The following is a 26,924-nucleotide window of genomic DNA, read 5'->3' on the forward strand; positions in this document are numbered from 1 at the left end:
GTAATTTGAGGCGCGGTACGGTATGGCAGCCTCTGAGTGGGACAGGGAGAGGGGGAGAGTGTCCGAGTGGGGGATCTGAGAAATTGCGATCGCAATTAGCGGTGGAAATATGTCAAACTTTTCTGTAGAGATTCATTGCAGGTGACTTATGGCACAACGGACTTGGTTGGGAGACAGACTCAAACCCCTTAACTCAGAATACGGCAAGGTAGCCCCCGGTTGGGGAACCACCCTATTGATGAGCGTTTTCATTGGACTGTTTTTCGTGTTCTTGTTGATTATTTTGCAAATCTACAACTCTTCTCTGATTCTAGAGAATGTGGACGTTGATTGGTCGAGTCTCGGCCGCTAAACTTTGAGCAGCGAAATTTAAGACTAACAGTAAAAGCTGAGGGTAGAGGAGAAAGGGTAAAAGCTAAGTTTTCCCATTTCCCCTTGCCCTTTCCCGTTAGTGCGTCGGAATTAAATTCTAACTAATTAAACAAATTGCAGGAGAAACAAAATGAATATTTTTGGCATTGGTTTGCCGGAAATGGCAGTAATTTTCACGATCGCGCTGTTGGTATTCGGCCCGAAAAAGTTACCAGAAATTGGTCGTAGTTTCGGGAAAGCACTGCGGAGTTTTCAGGATGCTTCGCGGGATTTTGAGTCGGAGTTTACGCGGGAAACGAAGCAGTTAGAAGAAGCAGTCGCAATCAAAAAGCCGGAACCGGAAAAACTCGCGGCTGTTAAGGAAGATAGCACAGACATTTAAATGAACAACACTCAGAAGTCGGAAACTCCAGCAGAGTTGGTGATTCCCCAGCTAATTGTAGGTTTGGGGAATCCAGAACCAAAGTACGATCGCACGCGACACAATATCGGCTTTAATGCAGTAGATGCTTTGGCTCAAGCTTGGCAGATTTCGCTGTTGGAAAATCGCAAATTTCAAGGCATATTCGGCGAGGGAAATCGGCCGCGCGGACAGAAAATTCGCTTGCTGAAACCGCTGACGTACATGAATCTGTCGGGCCAATCGATTCGGGCGGCTGCGGATTGGTACAAAATACCTGCGCCTGCTGTGTTAGTAGTGTACGACGATATGGATTTGCCGATCGGGAAAATGAGAATGCGCCTAGCCGGTTCAGCGGGCGGGCACAACGGCATGAAATCCACAATTTCTCATTTGGGGACAGACAAATTTCCCCGATTGCGGATTGGCATCGGCAAACCTCAAAGCGATCCTGCTAAAAATGATAAAGATACGATTTCCTTCGTATTAGGAAAATTTTCCTCAGAGGAAAGTCAGTTAGTAGAGAAGATGCTGAAATTGGTTGTAGAGGCGATCGAGCTAAGTCTGCAACAAGGAATAGAAAAAAGCATGAGTCTCTACAACAATCGTACCATTATAGAAACAAACGCGGAAACAAAAAGGTGAGTTCGAGACGTTTGCCTGAAACTACAGCCCATGTCCGAGTTACGGGTCAATCTTGGCTAAAAGGCACGATTGAAGGTGAAGTAAGTGCCGGCAGTTTTGAGTGGCACTTTCAATGGCGTTTTCGGGAAGAAAAAACACTAATTCTGGAACCTTCTCAGGGTAGGGCATTGATTCAGGAACCGCTGCACCGTTTTCTAGAAAAATGGGATTATCAGCTTGAACCAGGTGGCGATTATTCGTTTACGGTTCGGGCTCAGTTTTAAAATTGATATTTATTTTGGAATAATTCTTGACACTTTATGCTAAATCTAGCATAATAGAATTGTAGGCACAAACAAAAACAACAGGAATCGATAGCCATGAGAAAAAACTTCTTGAGACAATATTGTAAATATGACAAAAATATCATTCAAAACTATTGTATGGATTGGAAGTTCTCTGAACGATCTTAGAGAATTTCCAGAAGATGTACATGACATCATGGGCTATGCTCTGTATCTAGCACAAACAGGAGATAAATACGAATCTGCTAAACCTCTCAAAGGATTTGGAAGTGCCAAAGTTTTGGAAATTACCGATGACCATGATGGGGATACTTATAGAGCCGTTTACACCGTAAAATTTGCAGATACAGTATATGTTTTGCACGCTTTTCAGAAAAAATCAAAAAAAGGAATTGCTACACCACAACAGGATATTACCTTAATCCAAGAAAGACTAAAACGAGCTCAAGAGCATTACGAAGAGTTCAAGAATAAGTAGCGGTGAAAATAAGTAGTAATAGCAGTTACTTATATTTCTAAATAAGCTGGAAATTAACCGCTACTGTTGTAGAGATAACCAAGACAATATAAAAAGGAGATAATCGTGAGTAAAGAGATCGATATTCAAGTTAGTAGTGGTAATATATTTGCGGATTTGGGTATGCCTAATGCTGATGAAATGCTGATGAAGGCTGAACTGGTGCGCCAGATCAATGAGATAATTACTCAAAGGAAACTGAATCAACTTCAAGCAGCAGAAGTATTAGGAATTGACCAGCCAAAAGTTTCAGCCTTGATGAGAGGGAAACTGACAGGTTTTTCTACAGAAAGGTTGTTTCGGTTTTTAAATGCTTTAGGGTGCGATGTACAAATTGTAGTGAAGCCAAAGCTAAAATCACCTGAGATTCCTGGAATTAGTGTTGTCACTATCTGATGTCGGAAAAGCAGGCGCAGTTGCTTCTCGGTAAGCGCCACAATAATACATCGTCAAAACTGCCTTGTAAGCCCAGTGATTTGGCGGCACATCGGTAAAAGGATTTGGCAGAGTTTCCGCGCGATTCTGTACGCAAGCATTCAGGATTTGTTCGCGGGTTGGCTGGACTTGAACTAAAGAATTACTGGGCTTTATTGGTGCAAGCTTTTGTGCTTTTGCGGGAGATGAACAACAGGCACTAACTAGCAGTACAAATGCGGCAACGATTCTGATTTTAAGCATCTCATTACTTTTTGTGCGACAATATATCCTAACTTCCACTGCATTCCCTGCAAACTATGCCGAGTCCTATTCTCCGCAATCGTTATCAAACGATCAAAGACTTGGGACAAGGCGGTTTTGGCGACACATACTTAGCCAAAGATTTAGACTTACCCGGACATCCCCACTGCGTTGTCAAACATCTTCAGCCGAAACACCCCAATCCTGCTATTTTACCAGCTAAACGCTTACTCGACAACGACAGCAACGGTTTTCGAGTTGTGTGTGTGACTCCGTGGACTTCTTAGCCCTTTTCCCCTTTACTCTTCTTTCTTTTTCCCTCTCGCACGTAGCGCTAAAAATATGTTTTTTCAGATTCACCGCCGAACAGATTATAATTAGAAATATTGATTTTTATCACGAATAGTCCCATAGGAGATTTATAAAATGAATAACCTATTAGCAGAAACTTTTGCCACTGTCTCTCAACTACCCGAAGCAGAACAAAATGCCATAGCATCCTTAATTTTAGACAAGATATCAGCACCAAGAGTCGCGCCTTTCCTCATTTCCCAATCAGACATCGAAACCCTAGAAAAATCATACATTTTCCGAGACAAGACAGAAGTTATTAAATTTATTAACAAATATCCGTTTTTACTTCCCGTTGTGCTAGAAGCACCGGTTCAGATTAGCCATTATTTTCCCGAACAAAAACTATTACTTCAAGTCATCAATGACCCCGAAATTCCTAACTATATTCATCTGGTTCTCTCAATCATCTTAACAGACCTCGCTCCCGATGAAGCAATGGATAAAGAAGATGAATTGCGTAAAAATTGGTCTCGGGGATTATCCCATGAAATTCGGGAGAACTTTTATACGATTTTGGAATATACTGATGAGTTTTGATTGGTTGCAATATCTAAATTTAGCAAAAGAACTTGCTGGTCAAGCAACTATTCCTGCTGAACAGGAGGCGCGATTGAGGGATGCTATCAGTCGTTCCTATTATGCTGCTTTTATCTTAGCGCGGAACTATTTGCGAGATAAACAAGGTCATTCCCTGCCAAAAACCAGCGATATTCACCGCTATGTTTGGCAAGAATTTGATATTAATCCTGACTCAAGATGTCAATTAATCGCCGATAATTTAGCAGTGCTGCGCCGATATCGAAATCAAGCAGACTATGACGATAATTTTCCCTTATTATCTGCGATTGCTAGTATTGCGATCAAGCGTTCTCAAGAAATAATTTCTAACCTAAGTAGTCTCTAAATATCAATTTAATTTGGTAATGCTTTTTTGCTGTAGTCCGGTTTGTTGCTTCATCAGCCGATGGAGTCATGGATCAAAATATCGCCCTTACGCACTAACAACCGTAGCTTGACCTTTTACTACCTTAGCTAAGATTGCCAAAATATTCGGCACCACAGGCTTCAAATCTGCCAAACAGAGCAATTACTTGCTCCCTAGTTACAGTGGGAAATCCATCTAAAAAATCATCAATTGACTCTCCGGCTTCTAAATAGTCAAAAAGTGTTTGGACAGGAACCCTAGTGCCAATAAAAACAGGTGTTCCGCCCATGATTTCACCAGAAATACTAATTATCTGAAAATTCTGAGACATAAGCCTAAGTAGTTGTAGGGTGTGGATCCTGCGATAAATTCCTAACTCAATCCCAACAATCTCATAGCGACGCACCTGATGGATATATTACAAACCTTTGGATTGTTCGGACATTTGCCGTATTCCCACAGCCAATGTACCTAGAAACAATAGCCCGATCGCACCAGCCAACGGATTGCCGTTAATTCCTGTCACCCAATCCGGGACAGAGCCAGAATATCGCACTAACTCTCCGACGTTAATTATATAGTATCCCCAGACTAAACCTGCATGAATCCCGATCGACAAACCCAGCCTATCTTTGCTCTCCTCTCCTTTTAGGACTAATTTCAAATAATAATTCAGCCCGGTATAAGCAGACATCAAACTCCAGAAAGAAATTCATGTGTCCTAGAATTAATGGAGCATTCCTGTCTTTTGTCCAAGCAAAAGCTAAATCCACTGGAGGAAAGCGCTCAATGTTCGCCCTCAATACCAAAGCCCGCGCCTCAAACCTAGCCAAATTGCCTCCTAATGGAACAGAAAGTGTTTGACGTTCCCAAATTGCTCCTAATCTTAATCCCATTTCGTAGGGCAATACGTTAACACTAGAACCTGTATCTAGCAAGCCTGATGCACTTAAAGAGCAATTCTGATAAGTTAAAGTTAGTGGCAAGTAAGGCAATGTACTTAATGCACCCAGTTGCGGATCGATTTCGGTAAACGCAAATCTGACTTTATCAACCATGTTTTACTGCTTTTTCTTCTGATAATGCCTTTGCTAATACAGCAGCGGCTTCAAAAGAGTTGTAGGAATTAGTGCTAGATACTTTGCCTTGCTCTTCTAGCGGAACTATACCTGATTCTTGGAGTAATTCTGATACGATAAAATGCAGTAGTAAAAGTTTGTCAGTGTGAGGCAAATCTTTGACGAGTGGTAGAAGTTCAGCAAGCTGCATAAAAATTTCCCCAGGTTGGTTGTAGAGTATGGTCTGATATATTATGCCATTTTCAAGAATTGATTAATCCGATCGCCCTTTGGACTGTTCCGACATCTGTCGCATTCCCACAGCCAACACGCTCAAAAACAATAGCCCGATCGCACCAGCCAACGGATTGCCGTTAATTCCAGTCACCCAATCCGGGACAGAGCCAGAATATCGCACTAACTCTCCGACGTTAATTATATAGTATCCCCAGACTAAACCTGCATGAAGCCCGATCGACAAACCCAATCGATTTTGACAACTTCGCTTTGCCAAAACCAGGATCAAACCCAGCAACAACAGCCCCGGAAACTGAGGCCAAGTCCGCAGCATTGCCTCCACGGGTTTGATAAAATGAGATAGGGCAAACACCAGACTGTTCGCCCGCACAGACATCGGATAACTGTAATCCCGCTGCAACTCGTCGAACAACCAACCCCGGAATACCAACTCCTCTGCAAAACCCACTCCCAGGGCGCTTAATAGCCCTTCTGCGATGATTCTCGGCAAATTATGAGAATTTTGCCATGCGACAAAGCCGAGCAGCCCTTGCACAAAAAATAGGGTGAAAGTAATCGAAATGCCGATCGCCAATCCCGTCAAAAGCTCAAAACCGTTTTGTCGCGTATTTACTAAACCATAACTTTTGAGCAATTGCGTTTGTCTGTAAACCTGTTTTCCCCAGCGCGGAAGTAGCAACAAAAACTCGGTAAACAGCAATCCCATTGTCAGAATGGTTGCTAGGTTACTATCTTTAACTAAGAGATAAATTGGTACGGCTAGCGGTAGCCAGATTGCTGCTAAGATTAAGAGGAAAATTATTACACGTAATGGAAATGGATAACTGGCTATTATTTGGAGGCGGTTAATCATTGTTGTAAATTAAACAAGTTTTACATGATATCTGTAGGGACACAGCATTGCTGTGTCCTTACCAGGATGAGGACACAGCATTGCTGTGTCCATACCCGGATTATAAACACGCCATTGCCCTACCCCTAATGTACAAAGCCCACAGAAAAAGCTAGAATAGCATCATATCGGTAGAAACTTTAAGTAAAGCAAAGCTATAACATCAGGTAACAATGACTGAAGTATCGGATTTTTCAAATGTCGATCGCGAATTAGACGACACAATATTAAGCTTCGCAGACATTCAAGCAGAACTAAACCTGCGCCGCGCCAAAGATGCTCTGCGAGATATAGTAGAAAATCTCGATTTGACAGCACAAGAGCGAACTGGACTGGAGCCGGAAATTGGCGGCTTGGAAACCATGCTCGACAAGCTAGAGCGCGCTTGCGTGCAAATCGCTGTGTTTGGGATGGTAGGAAGGGGAAAATCTTCGGTTTTGAACGCGCTTTTGGGTCAAAATGTGTTTGAAACGGGCCCGACTCACGGGGTGACTCGCACCACAACTATTGGCCAGTGGGATGTCGGAGATGGTGTTGATGATGATTTACCCGATAGACTTTCGCCGGTTATTTACCGTTTGTCGCAAGTAGAATTAATCGATACTCCGGGAATTGATGAAGTTGACGGCGAAACTCGCGAACTTTTAGCCCGTCGCGTCGCGCAACAAGCCGATTTGATTTTGTTTGTGGTGGCTGGCGATATTACAAAAGTAGAATACGCAGCACTTTCGCAGTTGCGGGAAGCCGGAAAACCGATGTTATTAGTGTTTAATAAAATTGACCAGTATCCCGATGCAGACAGGCTGGCAATTTATCATAAAATCCGGGACGATCGCGTGAGAGAATTGCTATCTCCCGATGAAATTGTGATGTCGGCGGCTTCACCTTTGACAGCGCAGGCGGTGCGCCGTCCCGACGGAAGTATGGGAGTAAAAATGACGCGCAGTTTACCACAAGTACAAGATTTAAAATTAAAAATTTTGGAGATTTTAGACAGAGAAGGTAAATCTTTGGTGGCGCTGAATACGATGCTCTGTGCGGGGGATATTAACGAGCAGTTGGTGCAGCGAAAAATGGAGATTCGCGATGATGCTGCTAACCGGATTATCTGGAATGGGGTAATGACTAAAGCTGTGGCGATCGCCCTGAATCCAATTACAATAGTTGATATTCTCAGCGGGGCGGTAATTGATGTGGTGATGATATTAACTCTATCTAAAGTTTACGGCATTCCGATGACCGAAGCGGGGGCGGTGGAATTGCTGCAAAAGATTGCGATTAGTATGGGGGGAATTACTGCGGGGGAATTGTTAGCGAATTTTGGCTTAAGTTCTTTGAAAGGATTGCTGGGTTTGGCGACGCCGGCGACGGGTGGTTTGGCTTTGGGGCCTTATGTTTCTGTGGCTGTGACTCAAGCTGCAATTGCTGGGGTTTCTTGCTACGGAATTGGTCAAGTTACTAAGGCTTATTTGGCTAATGGTGCTTCTTGGGGTGATGATGGGCCGAAGGCTGTGGTGAGTAAGATTTTGGCTTCTTTGGATGAGGATTCTATTTTAAATCGGATTAAGGATGAATTGCGCGCTAAGTTGAATTTGGGAAGTGTGGAAAAACAGCAATCTTAGTAGTCAGTAGTCATTAGTCAGTAGTCAGTAGTCATTAGTCATTAGTAAAAAGAAGTAATTATGAAATAACAAACACCAATTCCCAATGCCCGATGCCCGATGCCCGATGCCCGATGCCCAATTCCCAATATTATGTTATTAACTATCTCCACAACTCGCGTCCCTGCTACGGATTTAGGCTATTTGCTGCACAAACATCCCGATCGCCTTCAATGCTTCCCGATGACTTTCGGACAAGCCAGCGTGTTTTATCCTGAAGCAAATGCAGACAAGTGCACGGCAGCTTTGCTGTTAGATGTCGATCCGGTTGGTTTGGTGCGCGGTAAGACCAAATCGGGCGATCGCCCTTTAGAACAATACGTCAACGATCGCCCCTACGTAGCCTCATCCTTTCTCAGTGTCGCCCTCGCCCAGGTCTTCCGTACCGCCCTATCCGGGCGCTGCAAAGACCGTCCAGAACTCGCAGAAACTGCCATTCCGCTGACAGTTAAGCTGTCGGTTTTGCCCTGTCGCGGGGGCGAGAAGTTCCTGCGCCAAATGTTTGAGCCGCTGGGCTATCAAGTCGCAGCAAAACCGCTGATTCTTGACGAACAATTTCCCGAGTGGGGCGCGAGTCCTTACTTTGCTGTGGAACTGCAAAATACAGTGCGGTTGGCGGATTTGTTGAGTCATCTTTATGTACTAATTCCTGTCTTAGATGACGATAAACATTATTGGGTGGGCGATGATGAAATCGAGAAGTTATTGCGTCACGGCGAAGGTTGGTTGAACTCGCATCCCGCCCGCGAACAAATTGCCGATCGCTATTTGAAACGCCAGCGCCGTTTGACTCGCCTTGCTGTGGCACAATTAGCAGAAGAAGATAATCTTGACTGCGATGCAAGCGAAGTTTCTCGTGCTTTAGAAGAGGAAGTTTTAGAACAGCGAATTAGCCTCAACGAACAACGTTTAGAAGCTGTGATGACTGTTTTAAAAGCCCGCGGTGCTCAGCGAGTGGTAGATTTGGGCTGCGGTGAGGGAAAACTGCTGCGATTGCTTTTAGCCGAAAGTGCGATCGCCCAAATTACCGGAGTCGATGTGTCTTTTCGGGCGTTGGAAATCGCTAAGGAACGATTGCAGGTCGATCGCTTTTCTCCGGCACAGCAATCTCGCTTACAATTGATCCAAAGTTCCCTGATTTATCGGGACAGCCGCTTGACTGATTTTGACGCAGCAGCGGTGATTGAGGTGATCGAACATCTCGATTTAGAACGGTTGGCTGCTTTTGAACGGGTTTTGTTTGAGTTTGTGCGGCCGAAATTTGCGATCGTCACAACTCCCAACGTTGAGTACAATGTTCGGTTTGAAAACTTGCCGGCGGGTAAATTTCGCCACCGCGATCACCGCTTTGAGTGGACGCGCGCAGAGTTTCAGACTTGGGCGAATGGGGTGGCTGAACGGTTTGGTTTTAGGGTGGAGTTTCGATCCGTTGGATCGGAGGATTTAGCACTTGGTTCGCCTACACAAATGGCAATATTTGCTTTGATAGAATAACTGCTACAGTTTTTTGTGCTTACAATGTAGTTAAACTTGGAAAAAGGCAGGCTTCAGCTATGAGCAAATCTATCCAAACCCAGATAATTAAAGTCGATCGGTCTCAAGGAATTCGCATTCCTAAATCTTTATTAGAGCAAATTGGTATTAGTGAAGCAGTAGAAATCGAAGTTCAGGGCGATCGAATCGTCATTCGTGCAGCTATAAAACCGCGTGCTGGTTGGGAAGAAGCGTTCGCAAAAATGGCCGAACAACATGATGATGTCCTGCTTGATGATGTCATAACTACTGAGTGGGAGGAGAATGAGTGGCAATGGTAGTCAAACGTTTTGATGTTTTTTTAGTTAATCTCGACCCCACTGTTGGCAGTGAAATTAAGAAAACAAGACCTTGTTTAGTGATTTCACCCGATGATATGAACAAGCGCATTTCCACTGTCATCATTGCTCCAATGACAACGAAGGGGCAAGCATATCCCAGCCGGATAGCTTGTAATTTTCAAGGCAAAGATGGACAAATTATCCTGGATCAAATTCGGACTGTTGACAAAAATCGATTAGTTCAATATCTCGGTAAAATCAGCGCTGACGAACAAAAAGCTGTTTTAGATATTCTGGCGCAGATGTTTGCTGAATAATATTATTAAACCATGAAAATTACAATTCCCGAACTATCTTTAGTCCTGCTCATCGGTGCATCGGGTTCCGGCAAATCTACCTTTGCGCGCCAGCATTTCCAACCGACAGAAATCATTTCATCCGATTACTGCCGCGGCCTGGTTTCCGACGACGAAAACAATCAAGCGGCTACCGCTGATGCTTTTGAAGTGCTGCATTTAATCGCTGCTAAACGTCTGGCTGCGGGTAAATTAACTGTGATTGATGCTACGAATGTGCAGCCAGAAAGTCGCAAACCGCTGTTAGAATTAGCCCGAAAATATCATTGCTTTTTAGTAGCAATTGTGCTGGATTTGCCCGAAAAATTGTGTGCCGATCGCAATCAACAGCGTCCAAACCGCAATTTTGGCAGTCATGTCATTCGCCGCCACGTTCAAAATTTAAGACGATCGCTCCGAAATCTCGATCGCGAAGGCTTCCGCTACGTTCACATCCTCCGTTCCCCAGAAGACATCGCAGCAGCCCAAATCGAGAGACAACCGCTGTGGAACAACCGCAAACAGGACACAGGCCCCTTTGACATCATCGGTGACGTTCACGGATGCTGCGGCGAATTGTCACAATTGCTGCAACAGTTGGGCTATCAAATTGTCGAACCATCCAGCGCATCTGGCTTTTGGGATTATCCCACCTACGCCCATCCAGAAGGTCGTAAAGCCGTGTTTTTGGGCGATTTGGTCGATCGAGGCCCGCGCATTCTCGATACCCTCAAACTCGTCCGCAACATGGTAGCAGCATCAACCGCTTTGTGCGTCCCCGGAAATCACGACATCAAATTATTGCGAAAACTCAGCGGCAAAAATGTCAAAATCAACCACGGACTCGAACAAACCTTAGCAGAAATTGCAGATTTACCCGATGAATTGCGCGAATCAGCAGTTAGCGAAATTAGCCAATTTCTAGATAGTTTAATCGGACATTACGTCCTCGACGGCGGCAAATTAGTCGTCGCCCACGCCGGAATGAAAGCAGAACTTCAGGGACGCGCATCCGCCCGCGTTCGAGATTTCGCATTGTACGGAGAAACCACAGGCGAAATCGATGAATTCGGCTTACCAGTCCGCTACAATTGGGCCGCAGAATATCGAGGTCAAGCTGCTGTTGTTTACGGACATACCCCGATTCCCGAAACAGAATGGTTGAACAATACTGTTGATATTGACACAGGCTGCGTTTTCGGCGGCAAGCTAACAGCTTTGCGGTATCCTGAAAGAGAATTTGTCAGCGTTCCTGCTGCGATGATTTACTGCGAACCAGCCAAACCGATCGCATTTCCATCCATTGCAACTCCAGATAACAGTTTTCCCGCCACAAATCTCACCGCCCAACAGCAGTTTGATGACGTGCTGGATATTGCCGACGTGCTCGGAAAACGCATGATTTCAACCAGGCTGCAACGTAACATAACAATTCGCGCAGAAAATGCGATCGCAGCCCTAGAAGTAATGAGCAGATTTGCCGCCAATCCCAAATGGCTGATTTACTTACCGCCCACCATGTCTCCCGCTGCTACCTCCCAAGAACCCGGACTTTTAGAACATCCAGCCGAAGCCTTTAACTACTACCAACAGCAGGGCGTATCAACAGTTGTCTGCGAAGAAAAGCACATGGGTTCCCGTGCAGTTGTCATTGTTTGCCGCGATGAATCGGCGGCCAAACGGCGCTTTGGGATTCTCAACAATAGCATTGGCATTTGCTACACCCGTACTGGTCGCCATTTCTTCGATAATTCTACCTTAGAAATAGAGTTTTTAACGCGGGTAAATCGCGCTCTTTCTGCTAGCAATTTTTGGGATAAATTTAAAACCGATTGGGTGTGTTTGGACTGCGAATTAATGCCTTGGTCTGCCAAAGCTCAAGGTTTATTGCAAGAACAATATGCTGCCGTGGGAACCGCATCCCGTCACGGGTTTGCAGAGGCGATTCAGCAGCTAGAACAGGCGAAACAGCGGGGAGTTGAGGTTGATTCTGTGTTGGCTAGCTACCGGGAACGAGCCGATTTAGCCGATCGCTATGTCAATGCCTACCAGCGCTACTGCTGGCCCGTGAAATCCATCTCCGACCTCAAGTTAGCGCCTTTCCACATCTTGGCAACCGAGGGAAATGTTCACACCGATCAGAATCACTGCTGGCACATGGAACAGATAGCAGAAATCTGTAATTTTGACCTAGAATTGCTGTTAGCTACTCAATACAAAGTAGTTAGAATTGCCGATCTTGACAGTCAATTCGCAGGGATTCAATGGTGGGAAAAAATGACTGAGACTGGGGGCGAAGGGATGGTGGTTAAACCGATGGAATTTATTGTGAACAATAGCAAAGGACTCGTACAGCCTGCGATCAAATGTCGCGGTAAAGAGTATTTGCGAATTATTTACGGTCTGGAATATTCTTTGCCGGAGCATTTAGAAAAATTGCGATCGCGCGGGCTTTCTGGCAAGCGTTCTTTAGCTTTGCGAGAGTTTGCTCTCGGTGTAGAATCGTTGGAGAGATTTGTGGCTGGTGCTCCGTTGAGGCAAGTTCATGAGTGCGTTTTCGGAGTTTTAGCGATGGAGAGCGAACCTGTCGATCCGAGGCTGTAATCTGAAGGTTGGATGCGCTTAGGAATGAGAATGAAATAACTTATAATCTTTATTGTTCTTGTGGGATGGGCGTCCCGCCCGTCCAGAAAAGACGGGCGGGACGCCCATCCCACAAACTTGTGTAAATTATTTAATTTGCGATCCTTATTGCTCATTCATTTCCTACTACTAATCGCTCAACTTCCGATGTCGATAAATTCATCATTTGTGCAACTTGCTCTAAATTCATGCCTGAATGTAACAGTTGAGAAACGAGCGATCGCAAAGCTGATTCCGCCGCCAGCCGTCCTTGTTGTTCCGCCAGCCGTTCTTGTTCTGATTGCTGATAAGTCTTCAGAAACTCTCCTGTTTGAGGATTTCTAAACCTTAATTCTCCAGAAACTAAGTGCAATTCCAGTCCCAATACTTCGCTGTACAGCCACAGCGTATCGAAGGCGATATTATTGACGGGAATCGGCTCGTACTGGTTGTTTACTAAACGCACTCCTTGCAATATCGGATTCAAATAATCCCCAGACGGATCGTACTGGAAGTATTCCCTGACTCCCAAACTTCGATAAGTTTCTGGTTTAATTTCTTGATCTACCTCTTGAGTTGTTTCTGAGGTTATTTCTAAGACAAACTGCGGTGCTATCCCTGCTTCTTTCCATATTTTATAGTTATCTCTCTGGCGTTTTCTGACTCCAAATACTACATAAATGTCGGGAGCAACTACTGCTGATTTGTTTCCTTCTTCGTAATACACGAAAGAATTTGCTGACACATAGACATCCGATCGCCCTTGAAAGTGCTGCTTCAGAGCTTCCACGCCGTAAGTCATGTAATCGCGCGTGATGTCACTTTCCGCCATCGGTTCTCCGTCGCTGCTGGGATATTCTATTTCTTCTTCGATTTGTTGAGTTAAAACTGTCACGGTTTAAGTCTCCTCAATTCTCGCTGATCTTATTTTAGCAGGTTCGATAAATTTAAGCATAAAAAAACGGCGTTTGTTAAGGACAAACGCCATTTTTTACCGATCAATTAGACTTACGAACGTGGCGTCTTATCTTGTTTAAATGACGCCAGCCATCCGCGAAGTTCGTCGGCCGCAATCTCGCGCCCGCCCAAACCAAAAGCTAGAGCAATCCCAACGGCGATCGCCCCGAGCAACAGCCCGAAAGCCAAATTCACAATATCGCTGCCAATGCCCATCTGTTGCAGCGCCAAGGCTCCAACAAAAGCAATCACCGCGATTCGAGCCGTTTGGCCCAACAGCCGCGCTTGGCGAGTTCCAGAGCTAGCAATCAAACTAAACGCCAGATTCGCCAAATACAAGCCGATCGCAAATACCACCAAACCAGAGAGCACCCTACCAGCAACCAGCACAATACCGCTAACAATCGCAGTCAGCGCTGGAATCTTCAGCACGTCGGTAGCCGCCACCACAGCAAACAGCATGATGCCTACCTGCACCACAATGCCGACAAATTGCGAAGGCGTGCGTGCCGCAACATCCGGTTCCTGAAGTACAGTTGCGTCGGGATCCGTCGAACTCGACGACGGTAGTCGCAGCGGCTGTTTCGGCTGCATTCCCAACCAAGAAAAGACATTGTTAAAGCCAATTCCCGTCAAGATATTCGTCACCAAATCGCCGATCCAGCGCCCCAAAAAGTAAGCAACCGCGAGAATTATCGCTGCTGTAAAAATGTTAGGAAGCGCGCCCAGAATCGTATTGAGCATCGCGATCGCCGGCAAGGAAATCGCTTGGATGTCCAAAGCATTCAAAGCTGCGATCGCCGTAGGAATCAAAATCAACACATAGACAATTGTGCCGATAATCCACGACAGCGATTGTCCGCCCGAACTCCGGGAAATGCCAAACCGAGCGCCCAAACTGTCCGCGCCAGCAGCAGCCAGCAGATTCGTAACAATCCGCTGCACAACTTGAGCCAGCAGCCAGCCCACAAACCCAATCAGCACAGCTTCCAGAATCTTCGGAATTGCCGCCAAAATTTGGTTCAGCAAATTATTCACTGGCAGCAGAGCCTGCTGTAAATCCAGCGATTCGAGAACCAACGGCAAAAACAGCAGAAAAATGAACCAGTACAGCGCATTTGCCAGAGTATCGCTCAGCAGCAAAGGAGTCTCGGTGGGTGCAGTACCCACCTGCTGGTTCAAGCGCTCGTCTACGCCAAAAGTCCGCATCGCCCGCGACAAGGCTAATTTGGCAACTGTCGCCACCACCCAAGCAATCCCCAAGAAAATTAGGGCTTTAGCCAACTTCGGCAAAGCACCAGCAATTTGGTTGAGAAAAGTATTCAGCGGTTGCGAGACAGCCGTGAGATTCAGCCTGTTGAAAAAGGCAACTAGGAAAAAGATAAAAATGATCCAGAATACCGCACCGGAAATCCATTTTTCCACTTGCGGCGATCCTTCTCCTTCCGGGCGCCCGGTAATCCAAGCAGCCAGTCGGTTGTCGATCGTTGTTTTCTTGAGCAATCCGCCGACTAAAGATGAGACGAGGGCTGATACGATCAAGCCAATTAGCAGGATGCCGATCGCCCAGACGAGATTTTCAATGTCTTTGCCCGCAAATAGATTGTTTAATCCCCGCTCCGCTTCTGAGAGCGGATTCGGGGCTACCTGGGCCTGTGCCAAGATTCGATCGGACACAACCGCCATTGGGCCCGATATCGGTTGAGTTATTTCTTGCCAAGTTTCATTCATTGTTTTTTCAGGTTAAGGTCAGATTTGACAAGGAAAATAAGAAACTGTAAGAATACGCTTCTAGCTTGCAGGTTCTCATGTCAATTCGTCAAGTTTTCGAGCAATCCATTGAAATTCGCGCTGCTGCTACGTTGGTGGAGCGCTGTATAGTCGATCGCACTTTAATGCACAAATGGCTCAATCCGCTGCTGCGTTGCGATCCAGAGGGCGAATGGGATACTGCTGTAGGAAGTCGCAGTTTATTTATCATAAAAATTCCCGTTTTGCAACCCACTTTAGAGAGTGTTGTGTTGGAGCGACAACCCGGTTTAATTGTATGGGGGTTCGACGGATATTTCAAAGGATGCGATCGCTGGGAATGCCAGCCCCAAATCCAAGGGACTCTCTTGATTAACCGCTTTGAATTTCAAATTCCCAATCCTTTAATTAGATTTGGATTCAATCGCTTTGCAGCCCCTTGGACGCAAAAAGATATGAAAAGCCAACTGCGCCGGCTCAAACGGGTAGCCGAGCAATTATCTCAAGAAATTGGCAAGGTGTAATGGGGAATTGGTAATTGGGTAATGGGTCATCGGTAATGGCTGAAAAGTAAGAGATAATAGGAAAAGAAAGCACCAATTCCCTATGCCCTATGCCCTATGCCCTATGCCCTATGCCCCATTCCCCATTCCCCATTCCCCATTCCCAATCCAGAGCAAAATGATTTACTTCCCAGCCCCCGATGATGAGTTGGGCTGACAAATCATTTGTCTTGCTTGACCAGCCGTACTTTGCAAACCCGGGGAATTCTGATACATAGCTTGCAAATCTTGGATATCTTTAATCACTCGCTGGTAGATAGCCATAGCTTGATTGCCATCAACTTCTAAAGCCGGAGGAGTGTAATTTTGCATCACTTCCATCAGGGATAGTTTGCCATCTTTGGAAGCTGCAACCAAAGCATCGCGCAGTGCCGGCGCGCTTTGTGCCTTTGTAGCCGGGGTATAAGCAACCTCACCCAATTGCTTGAAAACAATTTCCCCAAAATAAGTATTTGCCAGCCGCGAAACCATTTGGGGATCTAAAGCCACTTCTCGCGTTAATATTTCGCGCACCGATTCGGGAGTTTGTTTCGCAAGACTCAAAACACTTTGCAGTTGAGATGATGGTTTGCCGGTTTGTGCAAAGCTTTGCAAATCGCTCATTGGTAAAGTTACGTCAACAGCACCGTATTTTACGGTAACTTTGTCTAATGCAAAGGCTTTGCTACTGCTCAGCAATACTGTACTTGTTCCCACCAAAAGCGCCAAACCTAATGATAAAGACTTTGAGATTCTTTTGGCTAAATGGGCTGACTGCGGTTGCATTCCGTTAAGATAACCTTGTTGAAACTTAAAGTTCATGAGTTTATGCCTCTTTACGTCAAAATACTTTTTCGTTCGATCGAATGCCCAGGTATCAGTCGGGAAAGTGGATTCAGAAGTTCCGTAAATGACCTAGGTATTATACAGTCATGTCAAGCCAATTGAACCTATCAAAAGATAGGTGTTAATTCATAATTTATATGTTATACTCCGATTTTTGACAATTTTATATACCTTTGCAAAACTTATAAAAGCGAGATTTGGCGATCGCCCTGTAACTATATAGATTGTCGGTTTCACCTGTGATGTTGTGCGAGCCAATAGCTGCAACCTTGACTAGCGATCGCAAATTTAAGTTTAGTTTTGGTCGAGCCTTTCGAGCAATAGGCGAATTCTAGCAGCATCCTCAGCATTCGGAGCATTGGTAATGTATAGTTCCAAATCGTGCCGCGCCTCGGCCAAGCGCCCCAGTTGATAATAGAGAATTCCGCGATCGCGCCTTTCCAAGAGTGCATCAGGAAACAGCAGCAAAAGCCGATCGATCGCCGCCAGAAACCTCATAGCATCACCCTGTTGGAAGTAAATCGCCTTCAGATTTCCCAGCATTCGCCCCAATAACTGCCGCGGACTTACCGGCGCGAGAAAAGCCGGCTGCAACTCCATAGGTTGACCGTAAATTTGAGAAAGCCTCCCTTGACAATCTTCAGGAAATAGTATCTCGCCACCATTAAACGCATCCACAAAAATCCCAGCATCCTCAAAATCCGGCCTAATCAAAAAATGTCCCGGCATCCCAATCCCCACCATCGGAAAATCAATCCGCTTAGCAACCTCCAAATAAACCAAAGATAAAGAGATGGGAATCCCAGTGCGGCGATCGATCACTTGATTCAAAAAGCTATTGCGGGGGTCGTAATAATCAGCATTATTGCCGGAGAATTCCAAATCGTCATACAAATAGCGGTTAATAGTTTGAATGATCCGCAGCGGATAATTCTGTGGCGGGAGGCGCAAACGCACTCGATCGGCGATCGTGTCAAGTGCGTTGAGATAATCCAGAGGCTCAAAATTCGGGTATTCTTCCAAAGCCATGTACAGCGCAGCTTTCGCCAGATCGATCGCAGCCTCTGGCTGATTAATTTCTTGATAAAAGAGTTGTCGGGCGATCGTCAAATCCATATTTATAATTGATTAATTTTTTAATAAACATCGTGCGAGATTGCCTCTGGCGTATTTAAATTGTATATCCTGATTGAGAGGTAGAGAGTCCGATGGGGATCGGGGGATAGAATTCTCCATCGTCATCGAAATATACAATTTAAATGCTGCAACAGCTTAGACATCCTGTAAATAACCTATGAATGGCAGAGTGCGAGTTCGATCTGGAGCATCTCAGTTTTACATTATTATTATTATAGTCCTGTCCCCGCTCGCATATTGTACAATACGTGAGCGGGGACAGCACTCAAAGAAAAAATGCTTTTTACAAAACCCAGATGCACCCAAATGCGAGTTCGAGCGAAGATGGCAGAGACTCCTATTTTACCTGGAAATTCAGCTTCGGGAATACACCCGGACTCATCTAGATAGAGACAATACTTTAATTTAGATTTTAAATTGATAAAATGGTAATCTACTGCACAAATATAGATAATCGAAATTGCAACCGTGAATGTAGAACAAATCGATCGCCTGCTAGCTCAGTGGAAACAGAATCTCGATCGCATCAGTCAAAATCTGATTGATTTGCATGGATTGCCAACTTATCAACAACTCACTGCAATGCCATCTGACGTTGAGTTAACTGGCAAAACAAAAGCAAAGGTTGTTCCCGCACTCAGTGCGATGAATGACCTCTTTCAGAATTTTGATTTGTTAGTTAAAACGATCGATCGGGCTGTGATGCTCCGCAAGCAAGTTCCTAAGTTTTTGATTTCCAGTGCAGAATCTCAACTGCGTGAAATTGAATATCTTTTAACGGGAAATTCGATTCAACTTGGCGAACAACAAATTCCTCTAGCACAGCGAGACTTACTAAGTGCAGCCCAAACCCAAAATGCAATTGCACCTGCGAAATTACTGGAGGTGATGACTGCTGCTTTTCAAGTCGCGAAAGATGTGGTTGTCGCAGTGGAGACGGCACGATCGCATTTAGCAGCACAACTGACGCGAGCCCAAACTGAAATGCGATCGATCCAAACTTTAGCTGACTCTCTCGGTATTCGGAGGAGTAATGAACTAGCAGTTGCTCAGCAAAATTTGCTCGATTTTGGCGATCGCATTATCTGCGATCCGTTAGGTGTCAGCGATGAGTTCGAGCGAGAAATTGAACCAATTATCATTCGATCGAGACAGTATTTAGAGGAAATAGCTCGGCAAAAAGCATCGGTTAAACAAGAATTATCTCAAGCGCATCAACTTCTGCAAAACTTAATTCATTTAAATCAGCAACATCAAACTATTTTTGCAGAGTATCAGGAAAAAATCACAGAAGCTGCGACGCGATCGCAGCCTTTAGCGGACGAACAAATTGAAGCTTTAAATCAGTGGCTCGCTCGACTAGAAATTAAGTTCAAAGAAGGCATATTTCAACCCGTTAAGATTGGTTTACAGAATTGGCGTGTCAGAACGCAAGAGTATTTATCCGCTCAACAACAAGCCTATACAGACAATCAAACTGCGCTAGAAATGCGTCAAGAATTGCGAGGACGACTCCAAGCACTGCAAGCTAAAGCATTAGCGAAAGGAATGGCAGAAAACGAACAATTGAGTCAAATTGCCCAACAAGCCAAGCAATTGTTATATACTCGACCTACTCCGTTAGGGCAAGCAATCCAGCTTGTCAGTGAGTATGAAAAGTTATTGAATCGTTCTTTTAAGTCGATATAAATGACATCTTGCAGCATTATCAATAATCCTGTAGGGGCTGGTTCGCCAACAGCCTAAAAGGTAGCAGACAGGTTAAATAAACCCGCCCCCACCCCACTGACATCTTGCAGCATTATCAATAATCCTGTAGGGGCTGGTTCGCCAACAGCCTAAAAGGTAGCAGACAGGTTAAATAAACCCGCCCCCACCCCACGAAAAAGCCCCAATTGACTTCTTTGGAAGATCACGAATATTCCTTCAAACGCAGATTGAGTCCAAAAAAGGTTAAAATAGCGATCGCACTAATTAACCCGAGACTCCACATCTCAACTTGGTAGGTATTTTTAAACGATCGATCGAGCAGAGACAACTGCAAAATATCATCACTTGATTGCTTAGATTTATCGGGCACATAACCTACACTTTTAAATCCCCGATCGAGATTCTCTGTAAACGCGGTTAAATTAATGTCTGTTACATCATTGTGTTTTTTAAGGAATTGAGTGAACGCCCAATTAGATTGCCCTTGTTTATTTCCCGTACATAGTGCGATCGCTTCAGCTTTTTTGTCGCTATTTACCAGCGATCGAATTTGTTTGTCTATGTTGACATAAACCCCAAATGCTGATAACATTTCCACCGCCGCTTCTCGCTCTCCACCAAAAGTAATATTGGCAAATTCTTGGGCGAATAATCCAGTAAAACCCGCGACACCCTTGACGTTGGATGGCTTGAATTCCTTAGCGACAGACTCAAAATTTAGATTACTGGGGATGACGGCAATTTTCGCCATTTTCTCAACAAAGTTGCGTTCGTGTTGAGCCGCAAATTCTCGATCGAGCAAATAGCGGCTTTCATCGGCATTAGCACTGTAGGCAAGAGCGCGAGCCTGTCGCAACGGCAAAAGCGAGTTAAAGGCATCCTCCTTAGCGACTTTCAGATGATAGGAAGCCGCATTTAGTGCATTGGTGATATAAAAGAATAAGACGATCGCACATAGGGTAGCTCCCAACAAATAGGGATTGAGATTGCGGCGCATTCGGTGGTAGAGAAACAGTTGTAATAGTCCCAACATGACAAGTGGCAAGAGGTTGCCAATAACTGCGAGGAACAAGAGGTTAGCCGATCGCGCTTTTTGTGAGATATAAGCTCGATCCAGACTCTCTAAGTTAACATTTTGCAATTGTTCGGCAGCAGGTAGTAAAATTGAGTCCAAAATGTTTGCTGCTTTGCGATACGCCTCCAAAAGCGATCGCGAATCCCCCCGTTCGTTCGCCAATCGCGCCCGTTCGATTTGCGTCATGTAGTCCCCCAACGATAGGATCAGCGTGCGAATCTGTTGGCGTTCTGTATCCCCCTCCGTAATGTTCTCCGCCGCTAATGCCAGGAGTTTAGACAGTTTTTCTTGCCGTCCCCGATAATCTTTAGCGGCTTGAGGATTCTCGCCCGGTTTGACGAGCAATTCGTTAGCAGCATTGGCATCCAAATCGGCGAGGCTATCTTTAATTCGCTGGGCAGTTAAGACGCTGGGTGCGGTATTTTTGCCGATGGTTTCGATCGCATCGCGCTGCATTTTCACTGCTTCATTGGCAGTCCCCAAGGCTAAAAGGCTGACTCCCCACACCAGGTACAATCCCCATCGCAGAATCTGAGGGGTGGTGAATTTTGTCTTCCAATTTGCGATCGAACTGGGCTTTTTTCTTGAAGCAGAATTGGTGGTAACTTGGCTCATAAATTTGGTAATGGGTAATTGGTTAAAAGATGCGGACTTAAGTCCGCACTACGAACTGTTTTTGTTATTGTGGTAATCTATCGGACATGATATAATTTGTCATTGGTGGGGGAGTTTTTATCAATTACCGATTTGCCTGCTAGTTAAGACTGGGTAATATTAACAATCATCTTTGTCCAATGTCCCAACGTAATTTCATCCCCATCTTTCAGACTAATATCTGTCATCGGCACAAGTTCAACCCCATTGAGAAACGTACCGTTGGTGGAACCGATATCGCGCAGGATTAATGCCCCATCTGGTTGGCGGTGAATGACGGCGTGGCGGTGGGAAATGGCATCGTCCAAATCGAGGGCGAGATCTGGATAAATGGCGCGGACATCGCTAGTGCGTCCGATGAGGGTACTGGGTTTTTCCATAGGGAAAGTCATGGGGGTAAACGCGGGCGGTTCCGGGCTACCTTCACAGCGCAAAGTGCGATCGACTGTGATGAGAAGTTCGGGAGTTCCTGTCGTTGTGGGTGAGGTAGATGTCGGGGAAATATGGGTTGCGCCCGCATCTATAGTACCCGCATCCAAAACAGAAGATGCGATTCCTGATGCCTTGGGAATTGGAATTTCTCCACTCGCACCGGTGACGAAGTTATAGCCACAAATTTCGCAGAAGTTGCCGCTATCTTCCTCGTGTGGAGTCGCGCAATCGGGACAGTTAATGGTAGCTGTGGCAACTCGAACGGGCGGACTTTTGGCTTCGACAGCCGCACCTCCATTAATCTTCGCGCCGCATTCCGAACAATAATCGGATTCGATCGATTCGTGACCTTTTGGACACTGATAGACTGACATAATTATCTATACGATTTTGGATTGGGGATTTTGGATTGCCGATTGTGGATTCTAGATTTGGGATTGTATAGCAACCGCCACATAGGTTAGGACATAAATCAATACGATTGCGATCGGAGATTGTCACAGGGAAAACTCATGAAACATAGACACTGCGTTGGCGAAGCCTGCCCGAAGGGCTTATGCTTCGTTCCTCTCTTCGGACAATCTTAACTGAACCGTATCGGGACATAAATAATGTCATAAATAGATCCTAATACCCTTGAGCAGAAACGGTTAGATGCTCGTACTATGTAACTGTCAACTGTCAACTGTCAACTGTCAACTGCTATAGATTTGGGATGGCTAATTTCTCGAAATTCGTGCTGTTTTGGTCGATCGAGTTTCCAATGCCATTTCATCTTCCTTCGCCACATTCCGCTTCAAACGAACTGTTCCCGTGGGTGCATCTTCCACCTCCACCACCTGGCGCAGTAGTTTCGCCGTTGCCTCATTTCCGGAGTCATGGGCGAGTTTGACAGCCCTTCCCAGCTTAGCCGTCGCCACTTCTACATCACCTTTATCGCGGGCTTCAAGTCCTTCCTGAATGGTTTGCGCGAGTTCTGCTTGTCCGGTGTAGTGCGCCACTCGCCGATCGATTTTCGTAGATTTCTGTTCGTCATCCGTCCACACCGCTAGAATCCGCGCCTCGGTAATTTTCGTTTCCACCCCATCAGCGGTGTAAATTAAACTCGCCCTTCCCGCCAGCATCTCATCTCCCACATTACCGGGATTCACCTCAATGCAGAAGTGGTAATCGCGCGATTCTGCCGTTCCCCAAGCCCCTGTCGGATAGTCGCAAACTTGCGGTTTAATAGATTGGGCGCGATCGGTCAAATCGACAATTTCGGGACTAACTTGCTTGCAAAATCGCACCTTTGCCCCTTGGGGAGTCCACAAACGCAAGGCGACATCACTCACCGTTTTAGTCATTGCTTGGGCGAGAATGGTTTGGAAATCCGCTTCTATTTGCACCGCGTTGGCGATGATATCGGTGGTTCCGAGTAGCCTGTTGGCAATGAACTGAAGCTGTTTGACGCGCCAGTCGGTTCCCACGCCCCGACAATCGCACTGAAATACACCTTCGCACGCTTGCAGCACCTTTTCTAGGCGTTTTTGGTCGGAATCATCGTTCTGCCCGTCGGTAAGCAATAGGGCTTGTCTGACGGCATTGGGCATCTCTTTGAACTGCGTTAGTGAAGCTTCCAGCCATTGAGACATTAATGTACCGCCACTGGCTTGGACTTCTTTAATTTGGGAAATGGCTTGGGATTTGTTTTCTACTGTGGCTAGGGCAGTGGGAAAAATTACCTGGGCGCGAGTGGAACCTACCACGATAAAAAAGGAGGTATCCGCCGGAATTAACTGCACGAGTTTAATCATCGCATTTTTGGCGGCGTGGATTTTTGCGCCCTGCATCGAACCGGAAATATCGCAGATAATCCCGAAGAGTTTGCCTCCTGTTTGAGGTGCGATGCCAATATTTTCGTCCCCACGGACGGTGACGGTCATAATGGCATTGACTTCTCTGGAACCTTGATGAAGGTAGGGATTTTGGAAGACTTCGGCTTGGAATTGGGTAGACATTGTTTTTGAGTTTTTTGAATGAATTTTGAGTAAATGCGATCGATGCTTTTTTCAGTAAAAATGATGCTAATTTACAGATTGAGAAAAGAGATTAGAGTGTAGGTTGAGTAGAACTGAGATCTTGCAGTATTATCAATTATCCTGTAAGGGCCCGTGAGCCCACTATCTATAATGAACATCGACAATTTACAAAAACTCGCCCTCACCTAACGACAGAAATTCGTGAAGCGCAGCTATCCCGTAGGGAATCGCACAATCTCAGAAACCGGGTTTCTTTTTATATGCTTCGTACTCAGCAGACCTTATTCGCAGAAACCCGGTTTCTCGCCAGCCAGCGATAGAATTGCGATCGCACATTCCCCAATTATATCAAAGAGCGCGATCGTGAATCTCTCGTTGGGTGGGGGCAGGTTTATTAAGATTGTTGGTACTCATTAGATATGGTTGGCGAACCTGCCCCTACAGGTTAATGGAGAACGTTGCAATATCTTATTTACATCCGTTACATTCCGTACACAGCTTCATTGCCAAACTTCCTTCTTCCTTCTTATAATATTATCCTCAAACGACTAACAGAGTGACAGTAATGTTATCTCGACCGCCACAAGAGCGAGCAAATTCTACGAGATGGCGCCCCATGCCGATCGCATCTTCTGAAGCATTGCCCTTGACAAGATCGGCGAGTTGTGGCGCTTCGGGTGCATAATTCCACAATCCATCCGTACAAAGTAACAAATATCCAGAACCGGGAATCGGAAACTGCACGATCGAAGGAACAGCATCCTCTTTAGCATCCACACCCAGCCAGCGCGTAATGGCATGAGCTTTATCGGACTTGCTAGCTTCGGCTGCGCTCATTTGTCCCGATGTAACTATTTCGTTCAACCAAGAATCATCTCGCGTCAGCAGTTGGGAGTTTTCCCGATCGATCCAGTAGGCGCGACTATCTCCCAACCAAGCAATTGTCGCGATCGAATTTTGTACTACCGCCGCAACAATCGTCGTCGAAGGTGCATCTTGATTCAAACTCCTATGAGGAATAACACAGACTTCATTGAGTGCGGCAGCGATTCCGTGTTGGAGAGCTGTTTCTGGGGAAAGATGTTTTTCTAGAGCAGTGACAATGCCATCTCTGGCACCTTCTGCCGCTGCTTTCGATGCCAATTCGGGAAACTGAGAACTCGACACCCCATCACAGGCGATCGCAATATAAGTGTTACTGCTTTCTATTACCGCACAAGCCAAGTAATCTTCATTGCGTTCGTGTCTCAATCCCCGATCGCTCACTCCCGCGAAATTAGGCTGAAGATTCACTTCCATGCGATCGGTTTCTCGGACTTGCCAGTGTTCATTCTTGAACCCGCAAACCGAACAGTATCCATCGGCATCGATCGCCTCGGGTGCCGCGCCGCATTTATTGCATAGTTTTGTAGAAGTTTCAGTAACATTGACGGGTGAATTGACCAGTGGCGTACCGCATTCTTCGCAAAAGCGATCGTCTGTTTGAACTAAAGCTTCACAGTTGGGACATTGCATAGTTTGGGTCTTAAAAAAGCATGAGTAATATCGCTTCCTGCTGGATCGGAATGATTTAACCGCAGAGGGCGCAGAGAACACAGAGAGAGACAAGAGAGATGAATAATTCTGATGTTACCGGATTTGATATAACAAGAAAATATGGCGGTTCAAAACGCGGCTACAGGAGTAAAATCGGCCTGTGCAGGTTGAAAATTCCTGAGTCCGCGTAGGCGTGAATTCCATTCGCTTTCCTCTCCTACAACCATGTTCTCGGACGCACGCGATTCGCCTCATCAACCAAACGAATCTTTTCCGCTCCCGTGGATAAATGTGCCATGGCGCGCAAGGCTTTTTCTAACCCTTTTCTGAGCTCAACTTCTTGCAGTTGATGCCCCAAAAGGACGATCGCCGATGGCTGAATCGCTTTTGAAGCGATCGATCCTAGCGCCGTTTCTAAAAGCTGTTTCGTCAAGCGATGCCGCTCCATGCCTTCGAGCGTTAAGGCTTCGAGCGTCGTGGCTGCTAGGCTCAACTCCTTGGCTCCTGGTGCGGTATGTTTTCGATCGATCAGCATCCGTGCCGTTTCCACCCGCGATCGCACCGACAAATTCGAGGTTGGCGGCACTCGTCGCAACGCCTCCACCGCCGCCTGACGATCGCCTGTAGCACTCAAACACCTGGCCAAGCCAAACGTCGCGCTGACGTAACTGGGGTCAGTCCGACACACGCGATCGTAGAGCTTAATTGCCTGCTTGCGATCGCCTGCCAATTCCGCCGCCAGCGCCAATGCTAGTTGAGGAGACAGTTCCCCCGGCAATTCCGAGTAAACGCGATCGAACTGTTCCTGTGCGGGTTTTGCCTGACCCCGCGCCAGCAGCAACCTACCGCGATACCAACGCACGCGCCAATCCCAAGCATCGAGTTGTTCGGCTTGCGTTAGTGCCGTTTCGGCGGCTGGATAGTGGCGAATCTCGATCGCACTGTCAGCCAGTCGGAGTAAAGCTTCGCGAGAGTTGGGATACTGCTGCACCACCTGCTCCAAATTCACCTGACGTTGTATGGGATCGGCGATCGCTTGGGCATTCAATACCGCGTTAAAAGCTGGATCGTTGCTATCGATCGTCGGTACGGGCAACTGTCGGAAGTCCGCGCCAATCGGTTCCAAGTCTGAAGATGCCGTCAGCGCGAGCATATCCGAGCCGAACAGGGTACTGGCAGCCGGATGCGGCGTATTTGTTTCCAGTGCTACCACTTCCCGCAACACTCCCAACAATCGATCGGCCATTTCCTCCGCCGACTGGAAGCGATCGTCAGCGTTGTACGCCGTGGCTTTGAGCAAGAAGCGATAGAGGGATTCTTGGTGGGCGAATAGGGGTTCTTCTTGCGGACTGGGTTTGAAACTGTAACTTAATTTATGGACAAAGCTACCCATCCTTGACTATTTGGGTAGCTTTGTCCGCAACTCGGGCGATCGCACGAGACTATTTGC

At 46.0% G+C, this 26,924-nt stretch carries 30 protein-coding genes and 1 pseudogene; 16 read left to right on the forward strand and 15 right to left on the reverse strand.

Going from position 1 to position 26,924, the window contains the following annotated elements; translation table 11 throughout:
- Positions 1-148 precede the first annotated feature (148 nt).
- The 6 genes from psbH (at position 149) to JGK36_RS12095 (ending at position 2,614) form a co-directional block, all read left to right on the forward strand.
- Positions 149-352 carry a photosystem II reaction center protein PsbH gene (gene psbH / locus JGK36_RS12070; RefSeq protein WP_293127124.1) on the forward strand — a complete coding sequence of 68 codons (204 nt, stop codon included), beginning with the start codon at positions 149-151 and terminating at the stop codon, positions 350-352.
- A 150-nt stretch (positions 353-502) separates the two neighbouring features.
- Positions 503-754 (forward strand): TatA/E family twin arginine-targeting protein translocase, encoded by a 252-nt coding sequence (locus tag JGK36_RS12075; RefSeq protein WP_293180036.1) that lies wholly within the window; start codon positions 503-505, stop codon positions 752-754.
- The gene (gene pth / locus JGK36_RS12080; RefSeq protein WP_293190112.1) at positions 755-1,417 is read left to right on the forward strand and encodes an aminoacyl-tRNA hydrolase; all 663 of its coding nucleotides are present in this window, start codon (positions 755-757) and stop codon (positions 1,415-1,417) included.
- Positions 1,414-1,680, forward strand: a complete 267-nt coding sequence (locus JGK36_RS12085) for a DUF3146 family protein (RefSeq protein ID WP_293190111.1) — start codon at positions 1,414-1,416, stop codon at positions 1,678-1,680. The genes pth and JGK36_RS12085 overlap by 4 nt, the downstream gene beginning before the upstream one ends.
- 130 nt (positions 1,681-1,810) lie before the next feature.
- Positions 1,811-2,179, forward strand: coding sequence for a type II toxin-antitoxin system RelE/ParE family toxin (locus JGK36_RS12090; protein ID WP_293190110.1), 369 nt, complete (start codon positions 1,811-1,813; stop codon positions 2,177-2,179).
- 105 nt (positions 2,180-2,284) lie between these two features.
- The gene (locus JGK36_RS12095) at positions 2,285-2,614 is read left to right on the forward strand and encodes a helix-turn-helix domain-containing protein (RefSeq protein ID WP_293190109.1); all 330 of its coding nucleotides are present in this window, start codon (positions 2,285-2,287) and stop codon (positions 2,612-2,614) included.
- Here the strand turns inward: JGK36_RS12095 and JGK36_RS12100 are convergent.
- A complete protein-coding gene (locus tag JGK36_RS12100; protein ID WP_293190108.1) occupies positions 2,576-2,896 on the reverse strand; it encodes an S-layer protein in 321 nt (106 codons plus the stop codon). The two genes, JGK36_RS12095 and JGK36_RS12100, sit on opposite strands and share 39 nt — an antisense overlap.
- Before the next feature lie 56 nt (positions 2,897-2,952).
- Here JGK36_RS12100 and JGK36_RS12105 point away from each other — a divergent pair, with 56 nt between their 5' ends.
- From JGK36_RS12105 to JGK36_RS12115, 3 genes are all read left to right on the forward strand, one after another.
- Entirely contained in the window at positions 2,953-3,183 is a 231-nt protein-coding gene (locus tag JGK36_RS12105) for a hypothetical protein (RefSeq protein WP_363319191.1), read from the forward strand.
- Between the two features lie 139 nt (positions 3,184-3,322).
- Positions 3,323-3,787 (forward strand): hypothetical protein, encoded by a 465-nt coding sequence (locus tag JGK36_RS12110; RefSeq protein ID WP_293190107.1) that lies wholly within the window; start codon positions 3,323-3,325, stop codon positions 3,785-3,787.
- A complete protein-coding gene (locus JGK36_RS12115) occupies positions 3,777-4,154 on the forward strand; it encodes a HEPN domain-containing protein (RefSeq protein WP_293197025.1) in 378 nt (125 codons plus the stop codon). Before JGK36_RS12110 ends, JGK36_RS12115 begins: the two co-directional genes overlap by 11 nt.
- 124 nt (positions 4,155-4,278) lie before the next feature.
- On the opposite strand, the gene JGK36_RS12120 is transcribed toward JGK36_RS12115, so the two are convergent.
- The 5 genes and pseudogenes from JGK36_RS12120 to JGK36_RS12140 all read right to left on the reverse strand — a co-directional run bounded on the left by JGK36_RS12120 (position 4,279) and on the right by JGK36_RS12140 (position 6,344).
- Positions 4,279-4,506 carry a DUF433 domain-containing protein gene (locus tag JGK36_RS12120; protein WP_293197024.1) on the reverse strand — a complete coding sequence of 76 codons (228 nt, stop codon included), beginning with the start codon at positions 4,504-4,506 and terminating at the stop codon, positions 4,279-4,281.
- Between the two features lie 87 nt (positions 4,507-4,593).
- Positions 4,594-4,809: pseudogene (locus JGK36_RS12125) on the reverse strand (CPBP family intramembrane glutamate endopeptidase); the annotation flags it as partial.
- Positions 4,802-5,233 carry a hypothetical protein gene (locus JGK36_RS12130; protein WP_293180059.1) on the reverse strand — a complete coding sequence of 144 codons (432 nt, stop codon included), beginning with the start codon at positions 5,231-5,233 and terminating at the stop codon, positions 4,802-4,804. The gene JGK36_RS12130 and the pseudogene JGK36_RS12125, both read right to left, overlap by 8 nt.
- A complete protein-coding gene (locus JGK36_RS12135) occupies positions 5,226-5,444 on the reverse strand; it encodes a hypothetical protein (RefSeq protein ID WP_293180061.1) in 219 nt (72 codons plus the stop codon). The genes JGK36_RS12130 and JGK36_RS12135 overlap by 8 nt, the downstream gene beginning before the upstream one ends.
- A 63-nt stretch (positions 5,445-5,507) precedes the next feature.
- Positions 5,508-6,344 (reverse strand): type II CAAX endopeptidase family protein, encoded by an 837-nt coding sequence (locus tag JGK36_RS12140; RefSeq protein WP_293180063.1) that lies wholly within the window; start codon positions 6,342-6,344, stop codon positions 5,508-5,510.
- Positions 6,345-6,556: 212 nt separating this feature from the next.
- Here JGK36_RS12140 and JGK36_RS12145 point away from each other — a divergent pair, with 212 nt between their 5' ends.
- The 5 genes from JGK36_RS12145 to JGK36_RS12165 all read left to right on the forward strand — a co-directional run bounded on the left by JGK36_RS12145 (position 6,557) and on the right by JGK36_RS12165 (position 12,797).
- Complete coding sequence (locus JGK36_RS12145; RefSeq protein ID WP_293180065.1) at positions 6,557-8,005, forward strand: GTP-binding protein; 1,449 nt, start codon at positions 6,557-6,559, stop codon at positions 8,003-8,005.
- Positions 8,006-8,137: 132 nt separating this feature from the next.
- Positions 8,138-9,538: a 3' terminal RNA ribose 2'-O-methyltransferase Hen1 gene (locus JGK36_RS12150; RefSeq protein WP_293197023.1), complete on the forward strand. Its 1,401-nt coding sequence runs from the start codon at positions 8,138-8,140 to the stop codon at positions 9,536-9,538.
- 59 nt (positions 9,539-9,597) lie between these two features.
- Entirely contained in the window at positions 9,598-9,858 is a 261-nt protein-coding gene (locus JGK36_RS12155; RefSeq protein ID WP_293180071.1) for an AbrB/MazE/SpoVT family DNA-binding domain-containing protein, read from the forward strand.
- Positions 9,852-10,175: a type II toxin-antitoxin system PemK/MazF family toxin gene (locus tag JGK36_RS12160; protein ID WP_293180074.1), complete on the forward strand. Its 324-nt coding sequence runs from the start codon at positions 9,852-9,854 to the stop codon at positions 10,173-10,175. Before JGK36_RS12155 ends, JGK36_RS12160 begins: the two co-directional genes overlap by 7 nt.
- A gap of 12 nt (positions 10,176-10,187) precedes the next feature.
- Entirely contained in the window at positions 10,188-12,797 is a 2,610-nt protein-coding gene (locus tag JGK36_RS12165; protein WP_293197022.1) for a polynucleotide kinase-phosphatase, read from the forward strand.
- Between the two features lie 151 nt (positions 12,798-12,948).
- Here the strand turns inward: JGK36_RS12165 and JGK36_RS12170 are convergent, their stop codons facing one another.
- A complete protein-coding gene (locus JGK36_RS12170) occupies positions 12,949-13,710 on the reverse strand; it encodes a Uma2 family endonuclease (RefSeq protein ID WP_293197021.1) in 762 nt (253 codons plus the stop codon).
- A gap of 113 nt (positions 13,711-13,823) precedes the next feature.
- Positions 13,824-15,503: a mechanosensitive ion channel gene (locus JGK36_RS12175; protein ID WP_293180083.1), complete on the reverse strand. Its 1,680-nt coding sequence runs from the start codon at positions 15,501-15,503 to the stop codon at positions 13,824-13,826.
- Between the two features lie 77 nt (positions 15,504-15,580).
- Here JGK36_RS12175 and JGK36_RS12180 point away from each other — a divergent pair, with 77 nt between their 5' ends.
- Complete coding sequence (locus tag JGK36_RS12180; RefSeq protein WP_293180086.1) at positions 15,581-16,045, forward strand: SRPBCC family protein; 465 nt, start codon at positions 15,581-15,583, stop codon at positions 16,043-16,045.
- A 162-nt stretch (positions 16,046-16,207) separates the two neighbouring features.
- Here the strand turns inward: JGK36_RS12180 and JGK36_RS12185 are convergent, their stop codons facing one another.
- Both JGK36_RS12185 and JGK36_RS12190 read right to left on the reverse strand, forming a co-directional pair.
- Entirely contained in the window at positions 16,208-16,885 is a 678-nt protein-coding gene (locus JGK36_RS12185) for an alpha/beta hydrolase (RefSeq protein ID WP_293180089.1), read from the reverse strand.
- A gap of 318 nt (positions 16,886-17,203) precedes the next feature.
- Positions 17,204-18,025, reverse strand: a complete 822-nt coding sequence (locus tag JGK36_RS12190; protein WP_293180092.1) for a SirB1 family protein — start codon at positions 18,023-18,025, stop codon at positions 17,204-17,206.
- A gap of 489 nt (positions 18,026-18,514) precedes the next feature.
- Here JGK36_RS12190 and JGK36_RS12195 point away from each other — a divergent pair, with 489 nt between their 5' ends.
- Entirely contained in the window at positions 18,515-19,735 is a 1,221-nt protein-coding gene (locus tag JGK36_RS12195; protein ID WP_293180095.1) for a hypothetical protein, read from the forward strand.
- Between the two features lie 223 nt (positions 19,736-19,958).
- Here the strand turns inward: JGK36_RS12195 and JGK36_RS12200 are convergent, their stop codons facing one another.
- The 5 genes from JGK36_RS12200 to JGK36_RS12220 all read right to left on the reverse strand — a co-directional run bounded on the left by JGK36_RS12200 (position 19,959) and on the right by JGK36_RS12220 (position 26,867).
- Complete coding sequence (locus JGK36_RS12200; RefSeq protein ID WP_293197020.1) at positions 19,959-21,446, reverse strand: hypothetical protein; 1,488 nt, start codon at positions 21,444-21,446, stop codon at positions 19,959-19,961.
- A 143-nt stretch (positions 21,447-21,589) separates the two neighbouring features.
- Positions 21,590-22,291, reverse strand: a complete 702-nt coding sequence (locus JGK36_RS12205) for an FHA domain-containing protein (RefSeq protein WP_293197019.1) — start codon at positions 22,289-22,291, stop codon at positions 21,590-21,592.
- A 345-nt stretch (positions 22,292-22,636) separates the two neighbouring features.
- Positions 22,637-23,917: a VWA domain-containing protein gene (locus tag JGK36_RS12210; protein ID WP_293197018.1), complete on the reverse strand. Its 1,281-nt coding sequence runs from the start codon at positions 23,915-23,917 to the stop codon at positions 22,637-22,639.
- 561 nt (positions 23,918-24,478) lie between these two features.
- A complete protein-coding gene (locus tag JGK36_RS12215) occupies positions 24,479-25,453 on the reverse strand; it encodes a protein phosphatase 2C domain-containing protein (protein ID WP_293197017.1) in 975 nt (324 codons plus the stop codon).
- A gap of 238 nt (positions 25,454-25,691) precedes the next feature.
- The gene (locus JGK36_RS12220) at positions 25,692-26,867 is read right to left on the reverse strand and encodes a tetratricopeptide repeat protein (protein ID WP_293197016.1); all 1,176 of its coding nucleotides are present in this window, start codon (positions 26,865-26,867) and stop codon (positions 25,692-25,694) included.
- Between the last annotated feature and the right edge of the window lie 57 nt (positions 26,868-26,924).

This window comes from Microcoleus sp. PH2017_35_SFW_U_B (assembly GCF_020737865.1).
GTDB lineage: Bacteria > Cyanobacteriota > Cyanobacteriia > Cyanobacteriales > Microcoleaceae > Microcoleus.

Coding starts and splice junctions, on each gene's coding strand:
- JGK36_RS12130 (WP_293180059.1), bottom strand. CDS start 5,233: ATGGTTGATAAAGTCAGATTTGCGTTTACCGAAATCGATCCGCAACTG.
- JGK36_RS12200 (WP_293197020.1), bottom strand. CDS start 21,446: ATGAGCCAAGTTACCACCAATTCTGCTTCAAGAAAAAAGCCCAGTTCG.
- JGK36_RS12100 (WP_293190108.1), bottom strand. CDS start 2,896: ATGCTTAAAATCAGAATCGTTGCCGCATTTGTACTGCTAGTTAGTGCC.
- JGK36_RS12185 (WP_293180089.1), bottom strand. CDS start 16,885: ATGAACTTTAAGTTTCAACAAGGTTATCTTAACGGAATGCAACCGCAG.
- JGK36_RS12145 (WP_293180065.1), top strand. CDS start 6,557: ATGACTGAAGTATCGGATTTTTCAAATGTCGATCGCGAATTAGACGAC.
- JGK36_RS12205 (WP_293197019.1), bottom strand. CDS start 22,291: ATGTCAGTCTATCAGTGTCCAAAAGGTCACGAATCGATCGAATCCGAT.
- JGK36_RS12105 (WP_363319191.1), top strand. CDS start 2,953: ATGCCGAGTCCTATTCTCCGCAATCGTTATCAAACGATCAAAGACTTG.
- JGK36_RS12180 (WP_293180086.1), top strand. CDS start 15,581: ATGTCAATTCGTCAAGTTTTCGAGCAATCCATTGAAATTCGCGCTGCT.
- JGK36_RS12115 (WP_293197025.1), top strand. CDS start 3,777: ATGAGTTTTGATTGGTTGCAATATCTAAATTTAGCAAAAGAACTTGCT.
- JGK36_RS12190 (WP_293180092.1), bottom strand. CDS start 18,025: ATGGATTTGACGATCGCCCGACAACTCTTTTATCAAGAAATTAATCAG.
- JGK36_RS12220 (WP_293197016.1), bottom strand. CDS start 26,867: ATGGGTAGCTTTGTCCATAAATTAAGTTACAGTTTCAAACCCAGTCCG.
- JGK36_RS12090 (WP_293190110.1), top strand. CDS start 1,811: ATGACAAAAATATCATTCAAAACTATTGTATGGATTGGAAGTTCTCTG.
- JGK36_RS12210 (WP_293197018.1), bottom strand. CDS start 23,917: ATGTCTACCCAATTCCAAGCCGAAGTCTTCCAAAATCCCTACCTTCAT.
- pth (WP_293190112.1), top strand. CDS start 755: ATGAACAACACTCAGAAGTCGGAAACTCCAGCAGAGTTGGTGATTCCC.
- JGK36_RS12215 (WP_293197017.1), bottom strand. CDS start 25,453: ATGCAATGTCCCAACTGTGAAGCTTTAGTTCAAACAGACGATCGCTTT.
- JGK36_RS12140 (WP_293180063.1), bottom strand. CDS start 6,344: ATGATTAACCGCCTCCAAATAATAGCCAGTTATCCATTTCCATTACGT.
- JGK36_RS12120 (WP_293197024.1), bottom strand. CDS start 4,506: ATGTCTCAGAATTTTCAGATAATTAGTATTTCTGGTGAAATCATGGGC.
- JGK36_RS12175 (WP_293180083.1), bottom strand. CDS start 15,503: ATGAATGAAACTTGGCAAGAAATAACTCAACCGATATCGGGCCCAATG.
- JGK36_RS12150 (WP_293197023.1), top strand. CDS start 8,138: ATGTTATTAACTATCTCCACAACTCGCGTCCCTGCTACGGATTTAGGC.
- JGK36_RS12160 (WP_293180074.1), top strand. CDS start 9,852: ATGGTAGTCAAACGTTTTGATGTTTTTTTAGTTAATCTCGACCCCACT.
- JGK36_RS12165 (WP_293197022.1), top strand. CDS start 10,188: ATGAAAATTACAATTCCCGAACTATCTTTAGTCCTGCTCATCGGTGCA.
- psbH (WP_293127124.1), top strand. CDS start 149: ATGGCACAACGGACTTGGTTGGGAGACAGACTCAAACCCCTTAACTCA.
- JGK36_RS12155 (WP_293180071.1), top strand. CDS start 9,598: ATGAGCAAATCTATCCAAACCCAGATAATTAAAGTCGATCGGTCTCAA.
- JGK36_RS12075 (WP_293180036.1), top strand. CDS start 503: ATGAATATTTTTGGCATTGGTTTGCCGGAAATGGCAGTAATTTTCACG.
- JGK36_RS12110 (WP_293190107.1), top strand. CDS start 3,323: ATGAATAACCTATTAGCAGAAACTTTTGCCACTGTCTCTCAACTACCC.
- JGK36_RS12135 (WP_293180061.1), bottom strand. CDS start 5,444: ATGCAGCTTGCTGAACTTCTACCACTCGTCAAAGATTTGCCTCACACT.